Source organism: Shigella sp. FJ200513, from assembly GCF_040495915.1.
GTDB lineage: Bacteria > Pseudomonadota > Gammaproteobacteria > Enterobacterales > Enterobacteriaceae > ECMA0423.
In genome coordinates this window covers 1-15,568 of the sequence record NZ_JBDYCV010000087.1, presented here as the reverse complement: position 1 = coordinate 15,568, position 15,568 = coordinate 1, and the positions used below count along the sequence as shown (strand labels likewise).

Here is a 15,568-nt window from a genome sequence, read left to right as displayed (position 1 = left end):
TGATGGAAATGGAAGCCACGCAAGCACCTTAAAATCACCATCATACACTAAATCAGTAAGTTGGCAGCATTACCCATCTTTATAGAGATATTAATTATTTAATTTACTGAGCGTCGCGACCATCACCGCTTTGATGGTATGCATGCGGTTTTCCGCCTGATCAAATACAATGCTGGCGGCAGATTCGAAGACCTCATCAGTCACTTCCATTCCGCCATGTAGGCCAAACTCTTCCGCCATTTTTTTGCCAAGCGTCGTTTGGTCGTCATGAAACGCGGGCAGGCAATGGAGGAATTTGACCTCCGGGTTACCGGTCAACTGCATCATCTTGCTGTTCACCTGATAATCACGCAGTAATGCAATGCGTTCAGCCCATTTTTCTTTTGCTTCACCCATCGACACCCATACATCGGTATAGATAAAGTCAGCACCTTCAACTCCTTTAGCTACATCTTCCGTCAGCGTAATATTCCCGCCATTTTGTTGTGCCAGGGCGCGGCATTCCGTAACCAGCGCAGCTTCTGGCCAGCATGCCTGTGGCGCGACCAGACGCAAATCCAGACCGGTAAGCGCCGCAGCTTCGAGCATCGAATTGCCCATGTTGTTACGTGCGTCACCTGCATAGACCAGCGTCATTTCGTTGAATGCTTTACCGGGTAAATGCTCCTGCATGGTGAGGAGATCCGCCAGCAACTGCGTGGGGTGAAACTCATTGGTCAGGCCGTTCCATACCGGCACGCCAGCGTATTCCGCCAGTGTTTCGACAATCTCCTGACCATAGCCGCGATACTGAATACCGTCATACATGCGACCAAGCACGCGGGCAGTGTCTTTAATCGACTCTTTATGACCAATCTGACTACCGCTTGGGCCAAGATAAGTAACGCGAGCCCCCTGGTCATATGCGGCAACTTCGAAAGAGCATCGGGTACGAGTCGAGTCTTTTTCGAAGATGAGCGCGATGTTTTTACCAGTGAGTTTGGCTTCTTCTTTACCGCTTTTCTTATCAGCTTTCAGCTTCGCGGCTAACTGCAGCAGGCTGTTGAGTTCAGCTGGCGTGAAATCGAGTAATTTCAGGAAATGCTTATGATAAAACCCGGACATAGATCCCTCCTGTGGCTAACGCCTCAATGAATTAAAACTCAATTTATGTGTATTATTATTCATTTGCAAGTCTAAAGCATAAATCTTTGTCACAAAGGTGGAGGCAATGTCAGTGGTGTGTGACAATAAGAGTATCGGCAGGACATTAAGAGGAATGAGCCATGGCAAACCCGGAACAACTGGAAGAACAGCGTGAAGAAACACGTTTGATTATTGAAGAATTACTGGAAGATGGCAGCGATCCGGACGCGCTGTACACCATCGAACACCATCTTTCCGCAGACGATCTGGAAACTCTGGAAAAAGCGGCAGTTGAAGCGTTTAAACTCGGTTACGAAGTGACCGATCCAGAAGAGCTGGAAGTTGAAGATGGTGATATCGTGATTTGCTGCGACATCCTCAGCGAGTGCGCGTTGAATGCCGATCTGATCGATGCCCAGGTTGAACAACTGATGACGCTGGCGGAGAAATTTGACGTTGAGTACGACGGTTGGGGCACTTACTTTGAAGATCCTAACGGCGAAGATGGCGACGATGAAGATTTTGTCGATGAAGACGATGACGGGGTTCGCCACTAATTAATTGATTAAAATGCCCGATAGCACATACTAGCGGGCATTTTTTTAGAGTTCGCGTAGCATCCGCACTTCACAATCGACATGGCCCGTGCAGCCAAGCGCATAGTCGATATGCTCAAAGCCCAAATGCTCATAAAGCGCAATGGCTTCCTTTAAAAAAGCGGTCGTTTCCAGATAGCAGCGTTTGAAGCCCATCTCTCGTGCCTGCTCCATCGCCATTAAGGCCAGTTTTTTCGCTAGCCCTTTACCGCGAATAGCGGGAAGAAAGTACATTTTCTGCAGTTCGCAAATGTCCGCTTCACTACCTGTTAATGGCGCAATCCCGCCGCCGCCGACCACTTCGCCATTGTATTCAACCACCCAATAAGCATGGCCAGGCTGGCTGTACACTTGATACAGTTCGTCGAGATTCGGATCGGCAACGGTGTAGCCTTTATCGGCGGTAAGACCATACTCTGCGTAAACCTGACGGATGACGCTGGCGATAGCAGGATTATCCTGCAGCGTCAGGCGACGCATTACAGGTGATTGCGGCGCAATGTTATTCATAGTTTAACCCAATAAAAATAAAGTAATTATACATTTGTTTAATACCACTCTCTTCTTACGTGCGCAAGCGTCTTATAAAGCAATAAAGTTTTTGCCAGCCTATTACTGATAAGAGTATTGTAACGTGGCAGAACATTTTACTGTCTGTATCTATAAATTATATCAATGGATTTTTTAATTCAGGGGATTTTTATGGCTCAAGTTATTAATGAAATGGATGTTCCGTCCCATTCTTTTGTTTTTCATGGTACAGGTGAGAGATATTTTCTTATTTGTGTGGTGAATGTGTTGTTAACGATTATAACGCTAGGTATCTATTTACCATGGGCATTAATGAAATGTAAGCGTTATCTTTATGCTAATATGGAAGTTAACGGACAACGATTTTCTTATGGAATTACCGGTGGGAATGTTTTTGTTAGTTGTCTTGTTTTTGTTTTTTTCTATTTCGCAATCTTAATGACAGTGTCAGCAGATATGCCGCTTGTTGGCTGTGTTTTGACTTTGTTACTGTTGGTTTTGCTTATATTTATGGCAGCAAAAGGACTGCGTTATCAGGCCTTAATGACCAGTCTCAACGGCGTAAGATTTAGTTTTAATTGCTCTTTGAAAGGGTTCTGGTGGGTAACCTTTTTCTTGCCGATTTTAATGGCCATTGGGATGGGGACTGTTTTCTTTATCTCGACAAAGATGCTACATGCCAATAGTTCAAGTAGTGTTATTATATCTGTGGTTCTGATGGCAATAGTTGGTATTGTTTCCATTGGTATTTTTAATGGTACTTTATATAGCCTGGTAATGAGTTTTCTCTGGAGCAATACCAGTTTCGGTATACATCGTTTCAAGGTGAAATTAGATACTGCGTATTGTATAAAATATGCCATCCTCGCATTTTTAGCTTTATTACCTTTTCTCGCTGTTGCTGGTTATATTATCTTCGATCAAATATTAAATGAGTATGATAGTTCTGGGTATGCAAATGATGATATTGAGAATTTACAGCAATTTATGGAAATGCAACGTAAAATGATAATCGCGCAGTTAATTTATTATTTTGGGATTGCTGTTAGCACCAGTTATTTAACGGTGTCGTTGCGAAATCATTTTATGAGCAACCTGTCACTGAATGATGGGCGTATTCGTTTTCGCTCAACTTTAACGTACCACGGTATGCTTTATCGCATGTGTGCGTTGGTGGTGATATCCGGGATTACGGGTGGTCTGGCTTACCCACTGCTGAAAATATGGATGATTGACTGGCAGGCAAAAAATACGTATTTGCTGGGCGATTTGGATGACCTTCCTTTAATCAATAAAGAAGAACAACCAGATAAAGGCTTCTTAGCCAGTATTTCTCGGGGAGTTATGCCTTCTTTACCATTTCTGTAAGAGATAAAAAAGGCCGGAGCATGCTCCGGCCTTCGTTTTCATCACTGTGTTGATTACAGTGCGGCGATAACAGCCTGCTGTTCAATCAGCTTGGCTTTCGCTTCTGCATAACCTTCCAGCTTCTCACGCTCTTTCGCGATAACCGCTTCCGGTGCGCGGGCGACAAAGCCTTCATTTGCCAGCTTGTTCTCGATGCGGCTGATTTCACCTTCGATCTTCGCCACTTCTTTCGCCAGGCGCGCCAGCTCATCTTCTTTGTTGATGAGGCCAGCCATCGGGATCAGCAGCTCTGCGCCGTCGATGATCTTGGTAACGGAAACCGGACCTTTGTCATCGGCAGGCAGCACGGTGATGCTTTCCAGACGCGCCAGCGTTTGCAGGAAGCCACGGTTTTCATTTACGCGACGTTCTGCATCCGCGCTGCAACCACGCAGCAGCAGCTCCAGCGGTTTGCCCGGCGCGATGTTCATTTCTGCACGGATGTTACGTACAGCAACGATCGCCTGTTTCAGCCACTCGGTGTCGGCCAGTGCGGCTTCATCAACCTGAGATGCATCATACTGCGGGAACGGCTGCAGCATGATGGTGTCGGCAGTGATACCGCAAAGTACTTTCACACGCTGCCAGATGGTTTCGGTGATGAACGGAATGATCGGATGCGCGAGGCGCAGCAGACCTTCCAGTACAGTCACCAGCGTATGGCGAGTACCGCGCAGTTCGGCTTCTGTTCCACCGTTCATTACCGGCTTGGTCAGCTCCAGATACCAGTCGCAGAACAGGTTCCAGGTGAACTCATACAAAATGCCTGCGGCGATATCGAAGCGGAAGCTGTCCAGCGCTTCGCGGTACGCTTTGATAGTCTGGTTGAACTCCGCCAGAATCCAGCGGTCCGCCAGCGATAGCGTCATTTCGCCGCCGTTGAAGCCGCAATCCTGACCTTCTGTGTTCATCAGCACAAAGCGGCTGGCGTTCCACAGCTTGTTACAGAAGTTACGGTAGCCTTCCAGACGCTTCATATCCCAGTTGATGTCACGACCGGTAGACGCCAGCGCCGCCAGGGTGAAGCGCAGGGCATCGGTGCCGTGCGGCTCAATGCCGTTCGGGAACTGTTTCTCGGTGCGCTTACGGATTTTGTCCGCCAGCTGCGGCTGCATCATATTGCCGGTGCGTTTTTCCAGCAGTTCTGGCAGCGAAATACCGTCAACCATATCCAGCGGGTCAATAACGTTACCCTTGGATTTGGACATCTTCTGACCTTCGTCGTCACGAATCAGACCGGTCATGTAAACAGTGTGGAACGGCACCTGCGGTTTGCCATTTTCATCTTTGATGAAGTGCATGGTCATCATGATCATGCGGGCAATCCAGAAGAAGATGATGTCGAAACCAGATACCATCACGCTGGTTGGGTGGAACTGACGCAGGGCGTCGGTATTTTCCGGCCAGCCAAGGGTAGAGAAGGTCCACAGTGCAGAAGAGAACCAGGTGTCGAGAACGTCTTCGTCCTGACGCAGGGCAACGTTGGCACCGAGGTTATTTTCCTTGCGCACTTCTTCTTCGTTGCGGCCAACATAAACATTACCCGCTTCGTCATACCATGCCGGGATACGGTGACCCCACCACAGCTGACGAGAGATACACCAGTCCTGAATATCGCGCATCCAGGAGAAGTACATGTTTTCGTACTGCTTCGGTACGAACTGAATGTCGCCGTTCTCAACCGCTTCAACTGCCGGTTTCGCCAGTACATCGGCACGCACGTACCACTGGTCGGTCAGCATCGGTTCGATAACCACGCCGCCACGGTCGCCGTAAGGAACGGTCAGGTCGTGCGGTTTAATTTCTTCCAGCAGGCCGAGTGCATCAACCGCAGCAACGACTGCTTTACGTGCAGCAAAACGCTCGAGTTTCTGGAACTCTGCCGGGATCTCGCTGGAATAAACGTCAGATTCGTTACCTTTGGTATCGAACACCTGGGCGCTTTCACGGATATCACCGTCAAAGGTCAGGATGTTGATCATCGGCAGGGCGTGACGTTTACCGACTTCATAGTCGTTAAAGTCGTGCGCCGGTGTGATCTTCACGCAGCCGGTGCCTTTTTCCATGTCGGCGTGTTCGTCGCCAACGATCGGAATACGACGGTTAACCAGCGGCAGAATGACATATTTGCCAATCAGATCTTTGTAACGCGGATCTTCCGGGTTAACAGCTACACCGGTATCGCCCAGCAGGGTTTCCGGGCGAGTGGTCGCAACCACCAGATAATCTTTACCGTCTGCGGTTTTCGCGCCGTCAGCCAGCGGATAGCGGATGTGCCACATCGAACCTTTCGATTCGCGGTTTTCCACTTCCAGGTCAGAAATAGCGGTACGCAGTTTCGGGTCCCAGTTTACCAGGCGCTTGCCACGGTAAATCAGGTCTTCTTTATACAGACGAACGAAAACTTCTTTCACCGCATTGGACAGGCCTTCGTCCATGGTGAAGCGTTCACGCTCCCAGTCGACGGAGTTGCCGAGACGGCGCATCTGACGGGTAATGGTGCCGCCAGATTCCGCTTTCCATTCCCAGATTTTGTCGATGAAAGCTTCGCGGCCGTAGTCGTGACGGGTTTTACCTTCTTCTGCGGCAATCTTGCGCTCAACGACCATCTGGGTAGCGATCCCGGCGTGGTCAGTACCGACCTGCCACAGGGTGTTTTTGCCCTGCATGCGCTGATAGCGGATCATGGTATCCATGATGGTTTGCTGGAAGGCGTGACCCATATGCAAACTGCCGGTGACGTTCGGCGGCGGGATCATGATGCAGAAACTTTCCTGGCTTTCATCGCCATTAGGCTTAAAGTAGCCCTGCTTTTCCCAGTGCTCGTAAAGCGGCTGTTCGATATCTTGTGGGTTGTATGTCTTTTCCATTATTTCCAGGTTGCCGTATTCAGGTTGAAACCAGCCACGCGGTAGGCTTTATAGCGTTCGCGCGCCAGTTGTTTCAGAGAATCTTCATAAGGAACGAAGTCTACCACTTCTGTGAAAGCGGTGGCAAAATCTGCAAAGCTTGTTCGCAGACTAATCAATATATCGCGCGGGCTGCTGCTGCGTTTTTGCGGCCAGGCGATCTCCACCGGCGCACTGCCGCGCGGTCCTTCTCCCGCTAAATTATGCGGAACAAAGCTTTCTGCCGGACGCGCCCACAGGGCTTCATCCAGCCGGTAAGCCTGCTTTTCATCTTCACAGGCGATGAGTACGCGCTTACCGCTGCGCCAACGTTCTGCGGCAATTTCACACACCAGTTGCTCAACGGCGCTTAAGCCATCGACGGTGGTGTCATTGTCCAGAAGGTAGAACGTTGCGTTTTTCATATATGGGGCTTCTTGTGGTGGATTTAAATATTGCTGCATTCCTCACCCTGAAAGATGAGCAATGAATTTCTATTGCGCTCGATCGGTTCCCTCTCCCTTAGGGAGAGGGTTAGGGTGAGGGTAAAACGCAAACTTACTCTTCGCCGTTAAACCCAGCGCGGTTTAACAGGAACTGTGCCAGCAACGCTACCGGACGACCGGTTGCGCCTTTTGCTTTACCAGAACGCCAGGCGGTTCCTGCAATATCCAGGTGCGCCCAGTTATACTTACGGGTAAAGCGTGACAGGAAGCAACCTGCGGTAATCGCCCCACCAGGACGACCGCCAATGTTCGCCATATCGGCAAAATTGGACTCCAGCTGTTCCTGATACTCGTCACCCAGCGGTAAGCGCCATGCGCGGTCACCGGATTGTTCAGACGCGGCAATCAGTTCATGGGCCAGCGGATTATGGTTCGTCATCAGACCAGTAATATGATGACCCAGCGCGATCACGCAGGCACCGGTCAGCGTCGCCACGTCAATCACTGCTTCCGGCTCAAAACGTTCAACGTAAGTTAACACGTCGCACAGTACCAGGCGGCCTTCGGCATCGGTGTTCAGCACTTCAACGGTTTGACCGGACATGGTGGTTAACACATCGCCCGGACGATAGGCACGCCCGCCAGGCATGTTTTCACAGCCTGCCAGCACGCCAATAACGTTAATCGGCAGTTGCAGCTCCGCGACCATACGCATCACGCCGTAAACTGCCGCCGCGCCGCACATATCGTACTTCATCTCATCCATGCCTTCTGAAGGCTTGATGGAGATACCGCCGGAGTCGAAGGTTAAACCTTTACCCACCAGCACGATTGGGCGTGCATCTTCCGACGCGTTGCCTTTGTACTCAATCACCGACATCAGCGATTCGTTTTGTGAACCCTGACCGACCGCCAGATAAGAGTGCATTCCCAGCTCTTTCATCTGCTGTTCGCCGATAACGCGGGTGATGACATTCTTGCTGTAGCTGTCAGCCAGCTGGCGCGCCTGAGAGGCGAGATAAGCGGCGTTACAGATATTCGGCGGCATATTACCGAGATCTTTCGCTGCTTTTATCCCGGCGGCAATCGCCTGACCGTGCTGGATCGCGCGCTCACCGCTGGTCAGTTCACGGCGGGTCGGCACGTTGAACACCATTTTACGCAGCGGACGACGCGGTTCGCTCTTATTCGTTTTCAACTGATCGAAACTGTAGAGCGTCTCTTTTGCTGTCTCGACAGCCTGACGCACTTTCCAGTAGTTGTTACGGCCTTTAACGTGCAGTTCAGTCAGAAAGCAGACCGCTTCCATCGAGCCAGTATCATTCAGCGTATTAATGGTTTTCTGAATAACCTGCTTGTACTGACGCTCATCCAGCTCACGTTCTTTGCCGCAACCAATAAGGAGAATTCGCTCGGAAAGTACATTCGGAACATGGTGCAGCAACAATGTCTGCCCCGGTTTTCCTTCCAGTTCGCCCCGGCGTAGCAGGGCGCTGATGTACCCATCGCTGATTTTATCGAGCTGTTCTGCAATCGGAGAAAGGCGACGTGGTTCGAAGACGCCCACGACGATGCAGGCACTCCGCTGTTTCTCCGGGCTACCGCTTTTTACACTAAACTCCATGCACTACGCTCCTGAATCTTAAAGACAACGGCGGTGGCTACAGATAGAATTGCAAGCTTTCGTAACTCATGTCCGCTGTTGCGATGACTTCGTGTTAATCTTAACGTTATTACGGCATTGGCACGTCAGAACAAAATCTGAGAGGTGAATCCGTTGAGTATAATTATCTTAGCGACGATTTCGACGACTCAAGAGAATAAATGACGTTTAAGCCATGAAACAAGCTAAAATCCTGCAAAAGACGAGTTTTTACGGGCGTATTTAAAGTGATAATCATAAGATATCTGGTGCGGGAGACGCTCAAAAGCCAGCTGGCGATACTCTTCATCTTGCTTTTGATCTTCTTCTGTCAAAAGTTAGTGAGGATCCTCGGCGCAGCGGTTGACGGCGATATTCCGGCGAATCTGGTGCTCTCCCTTCTCGGGTTGGGCGTGCCGGAAATGGCGCAGCTTATCCTGCCATTAAGCCTGTTCCTCGGGCTGCTGATGACGCTGGGCAAACTGTATACCGAAAGTGAAATTACGGTAATGCATGCCTGCGGCTTGAGCAAAGCGGTTCTGGTGAAAGCGGCAATGATCCTTGCGGTATTCACGGCAATCGTCGCGGCGGTTAACGTGATGTGGGCGGGACCGTGGTCATCGCGTCATCAGGATGAAGTGTTAGCAGAAGCGAAAGCGAACCCTGGCATGGCGGCGCTGGCGCAAGGGCAATTCCAGCAAGCGACTAATGGCAGCTCGGTGCTGTTCATCGAAAGCGTTGACGGCAGCGATTTCAAAGATGTGTTCCTCGCACAAATTCGACCAAAAGGTAATGCACGTCCTTCTGTGGTGGTGGCCGATTCCGGACATTTAACCCAGCTGCGCGACGGCTCCCAGGTCGTCACTCTCAACCAGGGAACGCGCTTCGAAGGCACTGCACTGTTACGTGATTTCCGCATTACGGATTTCCAGGATTATCAGGCGATCATTGGTCACCAGGCGGTGGCGCTCGACCCGAACGATACCGACCAGATGGACATGCGCACATTGTGGAACACTGACACCGATCGTGCTCGCGCAGAACTGAACTGGCGTATCACGTTGGTATTCACCGTGTTTATGATGGCACTTATGGTTGTACCGTTGAGCGTGGTTAACCCGCGTCAGGGACGCGTACTGTCGATGCTGCCAGCCATGCTGCTGTATCTACTTTTCTTCCTGATCCAGACCTCCCTGAAATCGAACGGCGGTAAAGGTAAGCTGGACCCGACACTGTGGATGTGGACCGTTAACCTGATTTATCTGGCTTTGGCGATTGTTCTCAACCTTTGGGACACCGTGCCGGTCCGCCGCCTGCGCGCCAGTTTTTCGCGTAAAGGAGCGGTGTGATGCAACCTTTTGGCGTACTTGACCGCTATATCGGTAAAACTATTTTCACCACCATCATGATGACGCTGTTCATGCTGGTGTCGCTGTCGGGCATTATCAAATTTGTCGATCAGCTGAAAAAAGCCGGGCAGGGGAGTTACGACGCGTTAGGCGCAGGAATGTATACCTTGCTGAGCGTGCCGAAAGATGTGCAGATCTTCTTCCCGATGGCGGCTCTTCTTGGGGCGTTGCTTGGTCTTGGGATGCTGGCGCAGCGCAGCGAACTGGTGGTGATGCAGGCTTCTGGTTTTACCCGTATGCAGGTAGCGCTGTCGGTGATGAAAACCGCCATTCCACTGGTCTTGCTGACGATGGCGATTGGCGAATGGGTCGCGCCGCAGGGCGAACAGATGGCGCGTAACTACCGTGCGCAGGCGATGTACGGCGGCTCGTTGCTCTCTACCCAGCAAGGTTTATGGGCGAAAGATGGCAACAACTTCGTCTACATTGAGCGGGTTAAAGGTGACGAGGTGTTAGGTGGCATCAGTATTTATGCCTTTAACGAGAATCGTCGTCTGCAATCCGTACGTTATGCCGCTACCGCGAAGTTTGACCCGGAACATAAAGTCTGGCGTCTGTCGCAGGTTGATGAATCTGATCTGACCAATCCGAAACAGATTACCGGTTCGCAGACGGTGAGCGGCACCTGGAAAACCGACCTCACGCCAGACAAACTGGGCGTGGTGGCGCTGGACCCGGATGCACTCTCCATCAGTGGTTTGCACAACTACGTGAAGTATCTGAAGTCGAGCGGTCAGGATGCCGGACGTTATCAGCTCAACATGTGGAGCAAAATCTTCCAGCCGCTATCCGTGGCGGTGATGATGCTGATGGCGCTGTCGTTTATCTTTGGCCCACTGCGTAGCGTACCGATGGGCGTGCGTGTGGTCACAGGTATCAGCTTCGGTTTTGTCTTCTACGTACTGGACCAGATCTTCGGCCCGCTGACGTTGGTTTACGGCATCCCGCCGATCATCGGCGCACTGTTGCCAAGTGCCAGCTTCTTCTTAATCAGCCTGTGGCTGTTAATGAGAAAATCGTAATCTAACAAGGGAGCGAAAGCTCCCTTTATTATTGTTGACAAAGTCAAATACGAGTTCGAACGGTCCCCTCGCCCCTTTGGGGAGAGGGTTAGGGTGAGGGGCACAGATCACGTCTGACTTATCTTTTTCTCCCCCCCAGCAAACTCCCCAACATCCCGCGTACAATCTGATTCGTCACCTGGCGAGCGGCGCTTTTCGCCATTGTTTGCACCACACCATCTTTCTTCCCGCCGCGTGGTCCGGTAGTGCCAAACAAAATATCCTTCAATCCACCAAGAATACCGTCATCCACCGCCACCTCTTTCCCTTTCACGGGGGGATTATTTTGCTGCTCGGTACTGGCCTGAAAGCCTTTTTGCAGCATCTCATAGGCGGACTCGCGGTCCACCTCATCTTCATATTTGCCATACACCGGGGAGTGATTAATCAGGCCATTACGCTCATCTTCCGTCACCGGCCCCATTCGCGAACAAGGTGCGATCACCATCGCCCGTTCCACCACAGAAGGACTTCCTTTTGCATCGAGAAACGAGATTAACGCCTCGCCGGTCCCCAGTTCCTGGATTGCCTTTTCGGTATCAAATGCCGGATTGGCCCGCATGGTTTGCGCCGCTGTCTTCACTGCTTTCTGATCTTTTGGCGTAAAAGCCCGCAAAGCGTGCTGAACACGATTACCGAGCTGGCCGAACACATTATCCGGAATATCAGACGGGTTTTGCGAAACGAACCAGACGCCCACGCCTTTTGAGCGAATAAGCCTTATCACCTGCTCAATCTTATCCAGCAGTACCTGCGGTGCATCGTTAAACAGCAGATGTGCCTCGTCGAAGAAAAACACCAGTTTTGGTTTCTCCAGATCGCCCGCTTCCGGCAATTGTTCATACAACTCTGAAAGCATCCACAGCAGGCTGGCGGCGTACAGTTTCGGCATCTGATAAAGTTTCTCGGCGCTGAGGATATTGATAACGCCTTTACCGTTGGCATCGGTGCGCATCCAGTCTTTGATATCCAGCATCGGCTCACCAAAGAAGTGTGCTGCGCCTTGCTGTTCCAGCGACAGTAATCCGCGCTGGATGGCACCAACCGATGCGCTACTGATATTTCCGTACTGATTCTGGAAGGATTTGGCGTTATCGCCGATGTACTGGGTAATCGCCCGCAAATCTTTAAAGTCGAGCAGCAACAATCCCTGATCGTCCGCAATGCGGAAGATAATATTCAGCACGCCAGATTGCACATCGTTGAGATTCAACAGTCGCGCCAGCAACAGCGGCCCCAGATCCGAAACCGTCGCCCGCACCGTGTGGCCTTTCTCGCCAAAGATATCCCACACCACCACCGGATTGGCATGCGGTTGCCAGTCATTGACGCCGATATTTTTAAGCCTTGTGAGCAGTTTTTCCGACGCCGTTCCTGCCTGCGCGATACCGGTCAGATCGCCTTTCACATCAGCCATAAACACCGGCACGCCGATTTCCGACAATGACTCTGCCAGTTTTTGCAGCGTAACGGTTTTACCCGTCCCCGTTGCGCCAGTAATCAGCCCGTGACGGTTAGCCATTCCCGGCAGTAAAAACAGTTCTGTGTCCGGCGTGCGGGCAATTAACAGGGGTTCGCTCATGAGATTTCCTCCAGTTTCCTGCCTGGAGTATAGGCAACGGCTGTGCACTCTTCACCGCTAAATTCAGCAGATTGCGAGACGCCTTCCAAAGAGATTTAAGTGCCGGGCGACAGCACCCGGCAAAGGGATCAGAAGTCGGCTTTCAGGACTACTCGGTAGCGCGCTTTACCATCGCGTACATGCTGAATGGCGTCGTTAATTTTCGACATCGGGAACAGTTCGGTTGTCGGCGCAACCTTGCTGCGGGCGGCAAAGCGCATCAGCTTTCGCAGCTCATAAGGCGTGCCGGTAGCAGAACCAGAGATGCTGCGGTCGCCCGCAATTAACGTAAAGGCCGGAACAGACAGCGGCGTGAGAACCGCACCGACCGTATGGAAATTACCGCCATAGGTCAGCGCCTCAAAATAAGGCTGCCAGTCGAGGCTGACGTTCACAGTATTGATAATGAGATCAAACTGCCCCGACAGGGCTTTCAGTGCCTGCGGATCGCGGCTATTCACCACTTTATCGGCACCCATCGCCAGTACTTCCTGCTCTTTCGCCGGATTAGAACTAAAGGCCGTCACCTCGCATCCCATTGCGTGCAGAAGTTTTATAGCGATATGCCCCAGCCCGCCAATACCAATTACCCCAACGCGGCTGGTAGCAGTGATATGGTGCATCAACAGTGGTTTAAAGACCGTGATACCGCCGCACAACAGCGGCCCGGCGGACTCGATATCAATATTTTCTGGCAGTGGAATCACCCATTGCCAGTCCGCACGCAACTTCTCGGCAAAGCCACCGCGATTCATAATTGTCGGCACCGCACCTTGCTCGCAGTTGATCTGATTACCGCTAATACAGGCGTCGCAGTGACCACAGCTACGCGCCGTCCAGCCAATCCCGACACGCTGACCGACCTGCAAACCTTTATCCTGCGCGGCGCTCCCGAGTGCCACTACGCGCCCAATCACCTCATGCCCGGCAACCAGCGGATATTGTGAAAATCCCCATTCGTTATCGATCATCGACAGATCGGAATGACAAATCCCGCAGTAATCCACCTGCACTTCAACATCTTGTGGCTTCAGCTCACCGGGATCGTACTCATAAACTTCCAGTTCGCCGCCCGCTTCTTTTGCGGCATAGCTTTTTATCATCGACATTTTTGGGGCCTTCTCTGGTGTTGTTTGGGAAGTGTAGAGCATGGCAGGGCGGGGTGCCTGGAGTGTGACAAAGGTTACATATCGCTGAGTGTAATGCTGAAAATTTCAGCACTTAGCGAGGTGGGTGCAAGCTGGCGCTTGCATGGTGGCGTGCGACAGGTATAATCCACAACGTTTTCCGCATACCTCTTCAGTGCCGAAGTGGCGAAATCGGTAGACGCAGTTGATTCAAAATCAACCGTAGAAATACGTGCCGGTTCGAGTCCGGCCTTCGGCACCATCGGAACATCAATAGACGTCAACGGACGTCTTTTTTTGTGCCTAAAATCCAGTATCCGCAAGGCTTTCCTCGCTTTTTCACTCAACCTAAGTCAACCTGATTCAATCTACATCAACTTACTGATGCGGGTACAACTGCGGGTATTTCCCGGTTCGATAATGTTTGTACCCACACAGAACCCTTGAAAGGATACTCATCATGGCTCTGAGTGATGTGAAGGTTCGTTCGGCTAAGCCTGAAGCAAAAGCCTATAAGCTGACCGACGGTGAAGGCATGGTTTTGCTGGTTCACCCTAACGGCTCCAAATACTGGCGGCTACGTTATCGCTTTGGCGGCAAAGAGAAGATGCTGGCATTGGGGAAATACCCCGAAGTGTCGTTGGCGGATGCCAGGGCACGCCGGGATGAGGCTCGTAAGCTTTTAGCTAATGGTGTCGATCCCAGTGAAAACAAGAAAGCTGTTAAGGTAGAACAGGAACAAGAGGCGATAACGTTTGAAGTAGTCGCCAGAGACTGGCACGCCAGCAATCAGAAGTGGTCGGCATCGCATAGCGCTCGTGTTTTGAAAAGTCTGGAGGATAATCTCTTTACTGCTATCGGTAAGCGGAACATTGCGGAACTGAAGACGCGGGATCTTCTTGTACCCATTAAAGCAGTCGAGTCATCCGGGCGGCTCGAAGTTGCCGCCCGTTTACAGCAGCGTACTACCGCGATTATGCGCTTTGCCGTTCAGAGCGGCTTAATCGACTACAACCCCGCGCAAGAGATTGCAGGTGCGGTTGCTACGGCGAAAAGACAGCACCGTGCAGCTCTTGAACTGAACCGTATACCTGAATTACTTCATCGCATAGATCACTATTCTGGCAGACCGTTAACTCGACTGGCGGTTGAACTCACTTTATTGGTTTTCATCCGTTCGAGCGAGCTGCGTTTTGCCCGCTGGTCAGAAATAGATTTTGAAACGGCTATGTGGACAATCCCAGGTGAGCGTGAGCAACTGGAAGGAGTCAAGCATTCTCAGCGTGGCTCGAAGATGCGGACACCACACCTTGTACCTTTGTCGCGGCAGGCCCTAAGTATTTTGGAAAAGATCAAAAGCATGAGCGGAAATCGAGAGCTGATTTTTGTGGGCGATCACGATCCACGTAAGCCGATGAGTGAGAATACGGTGAACAAGGCTTTGCGCGTAATGGGGTATGACACGAAGGTCGAGGTTTGTGGGCATGGCTTCAGGACGATGGCTTGTAGTTCGTTGATTGAGTCGGGATTATGGTCGAGGGATGCGGTAGAGCGGCAGATGAGTCACCAGGAGCGTAGCTCTGTGCGAGCAGCTTACATCCATAAGGCGGAACATCTTGGGGAGCGTAGGTTGATGTTTGAAGTGGTCAACAAAAACTGGCCACCGAGTTAGAGTTTTTCCAGTATCGATTTTCCGATTCGTTTGGGGGTAACCC

At 51.2% G+C, this 15,568-nt stretch carries 13 protein-coding genes and 1 tRNA gene; 7 read left to right on the top strand and 7 right to left on the bottom strand.

Annotated features, from left to right (window positions below; translation table 11 throughout):
* Positions 1 to 90: 90 nt before the first annotated feature.
* A complete protein-coding gene (argF, locus tag ABZJ92_RS16360; protein WP_000012908.1) occupies positions 91 to 1,104 on the bottom strand; it encodes an ornithine carbamoyltransferase in 1,014 nt (337 codons plus the stop codon).
* Positions 1,105 to 1,265: 161 nt separating this feature from the next.
* Between argF and rraB the strand changes: the two genes are divergently transcribed.
* On the top strand, positions 1,266 to 1,682 hold the full coding sequence (gene rraB, locus ABZJ92_RS16355; RefSeq protein ID WP_000002953.1) for a ribonuclease E inhibitor RraB: 417 nt from the start codon (positions 1,266 to 1,268) through the stop codon (positions 1,680 to 1,682).
* A gap of 45 nt (positions 1,683 to 1,727) precedes the next feature.
* Here the strand turns inward: rraB and ABZJ92_RS16350 are convergent, their stop codons facing one another.
* Positions 1,728 to 2,231 (bottom strand): GNAT family N-acetyltransferase, encoded by a 504-nt coding sequence (locus tag ABZJ92_RS16350; RefSeq protein WP_001059407.1) that lies wholly within the window; start codon positions 2,229 to 2,231, stop codon positions 1,728 to 1,730.
* Between the two features lie 192 nt (positions 2,232 to 2,423).
* On the opposite strand from ABZJ92_RS16350, the gene ABZJ92_RS16345 reads away from it, so the two are divergent.
* A complete protein-coding gene (locus tag ABZJ92_RS16345) occupies positions 2,424 to 3,620 on the top strand; it encodes a YjgN family protein (protein ID WP_000079652.1) in 1,197 nt (398 codons plus the stop codon).
* A 53-nt stretch (positions 3,621 to 3,673) separates the two neighbouring features.
* Here the strand turns inward: ABZJ92_RS16345 and valS are convergent, their stop codons facing one another.
* The 3 genes from valS to pepA all read right to left on the bottom strand — a co-directional run bounded on the left by valS (position 3,674) and on the right by pepA (position 8,617).
* Positions 3,674 to 6,529 (bottom strand): valine--tRNA ligase, encoded by a 2,856-nt coding sequence (gene valS / locus ABZJ92_RS16340; protein WP_025745408.1) that lies wholly within the window; start codon positions 6,527 to 6,529, stop codon positions 3,674 to 3,676.
* The gene (holC, locus tag ABZJ92_RS16335) at positions 6,529 to 6,972 is read right to left on the bottom strand and encodes a DNA polymerase III subunit chi (protein ID WP_005054057.1); all 444 of its coding nucleotides are present in this window, start codon (positions 6,970 to 6,972) and stop codon (positions 6,529 to 6,531) included. The genes valS and holC overlap by 1 nt, the downstream gene beginning before the upstream one ends.
* Before the next feature lie 133 nt (positions 6,973 to 7,105).
* Positions 7,106 to 8,617 carry a leucyl aminopeptidase gene (gene pepA / locus ABZJ92_RS16330; RefSeq protein WP_000397161.1) on the bottom strand — a complete coding sequence of 504 codons (1,512 nt, stop codon included), beginning with the start codon at positions 8,615 to 8,617 and terminating at the stop codon, positions 7,106 to 7,108.
* Positions 8,618 to 8,770: 153 nt separating this feature from the next.
* On the opposite strand from pepA, the gene ytgA reads away from it, so the two are divergent.
* The 3 genes from ytgA to lptG all read left to right on the top strand — a co-directional run bounded on the left by ytgA (position 8,771) and on the right by lptG (position 11,066).
* A complete protein-coding gene (gene ytgA / locus ABZJ92_RS16325; protein WP_211180521.1) occupies positions 8,771 to 8,821 on the top strand; it encodes a protein YtgA in 51 nt (16 codons plus the stop codon).
* 62 nt (positions 8,822 to 8,883) lie between these two features.
* Entirely contained in the window at positions 8,884 to 9,984 is a 1,101-nt protein-coding gene (gene lptF, locus ABZJ92_RS16320) for an LPS export ABC transporter permease LptF (RefSeq protein ID WP_000584114.1), read from the top strand.
* The gene (gene lptG / locus ABZJ92_RS16315; protein ID WP_005054063.1) at positions 9,984 to 11,066 is read left to right on the top strand and encodes an LPS export ABC transporter permease LptG; all 1,083 of its coding nucleotides are present in this window, start codon (positions 9,984 to 9,986) and stop codon (positions 11,064 to 11,066) included. Before lptF ends, lptG begins: the two co-directional genes overlap by 1 nt.
* A 118-nt stretch (positions 11,067 to 11,184) precedes the next feature.
* Here the strand turns inward: lptG and ABZJ92_RS16310 are convergent, their stop codons facing one another.
* Positions 11,185 to 12,687, bottom strand: coding sequence for a helicase HerA-like C-terminal domain-containing protein (locus tag ABZJ92_RS16310; protein ID WP_005054065.1), 1,503 nt, complete (start codon positions 12,685 to 12,687; stop codon positions 11,185 to 11,187).
* A gap of 128 nt (positions 12,688 to 12,815) precedes the next feature.
* Positions 12,816 to 13,835, bottom strand: a complete 1,020-nt coding sequence (gene ahr, locus ABZJ92_RS16305) for an NADPH-dependent aldehyde reductase Ahr (RefSeq protein ID WP_001299662.1) — start codon at positions 13,833 to 13,835, stop codon at positions 12,816 to 12,818.
* Positions 13,836 to 14,030: 195 nt separating this feature from the next.
* On the opposite strand from ahr, the gene ABZJ92_RS16300 reads away from it, so the two are divergent.
* Together ABZJ92_RS16300 and ABZJ92_RS16295 are read left to right on the top strand one after the other, a co-directional pair.
* Positions 14,031 to 14,115, top strand: a tRNA-Leu gene (locus tag ABZJ92_RS16300).
* 198 nt (positions 14,116 to 14,313) lie between these two features.
* A complete protein-coding gene (locus ABZJ92_RS16295) occupies positions 14,314 to 15,525 on the top strand; it encodes a tyrosine-type recombinase/integrase (protein WP_001218324.1) in 1,212 nt (403 codons plus the stop codon).
* The last annotated feature ends 43 nt before the right edge of the window (positions 15,526 to 15,568 follow it).

Coding starts and splice junctions, on each gene's coding strand:
- argF (WP_000012908.1), bottom strand. CDS start 1,104: ATGTCCGGGTTTTATCATAAGCATTTCCTGAAATTACTCGATTTCACG.
- rraB (WP_000002953.1), top strand. CDS start 1,266: ATGGCAAACCCGGAACAACTGGAAGAACAGCGTGAAGAAACACGTTTG.
- ABZJ92_RS16350 (WP_001059407.1), bottom strand. CDS start 2,231: ATGAATAACATTGCGCCGCAATCACCTGTAATGCGTCGCCTGACGCTG.
- ABZJ92_RS16345 (WP_000079652.1), top strand. CDS start 2,424: ATGGCTCAAGTTATTAATGAAATGGATGTTCCGTCCCATTCTTTTGTT.
- valS (WP_025745408.1), bottom strand. CDS start 6,529: ATGGAAAAGACATACAACCCACAAGATATCGAACAGCCGCTTTACGAG.
- holC (WP_005054057.1), bottom strand. CDS start 6,972: ATGAAAAACGCAACGTTCTACCTTCTGGACAATGACACCACCGTCGAT.
- pepA (WP_000397161.1), bottom strand. CDS start 8,617: ATGGAGTTTAGTGTAAAAAGCGGTAGCCCGGAGAAACAGCGGAGTGCC.
- lptG (WP_005054063.1), top strand. CDS start 9,984: ATGCAACCTTTTGGCGTACTTGACCGCTATATCGGTAAAACTATTTTC.
- ABZJ92_RS16310 (WP_005054065.1), bottom strand. CDS start 12,687: ATGAGCGAACCCCTGTTAATTGCCCGCACGCCGGACACAGAACTGTTT.
- ahr (WP_001299662.1), bottom strand. CDS start 13,835: ATGTCGATGATAAAAAGCTATGCCGCAAAAGAAGCGGGCGGCGAACTG.
- ABZJ92_RS16295 (WP_001218324.1), top strand. CDS start 14,314: ATGGCTCTGAGTGATGTGAAGGTTCGTTCGGCTAAGCCTGAAGCAAAA.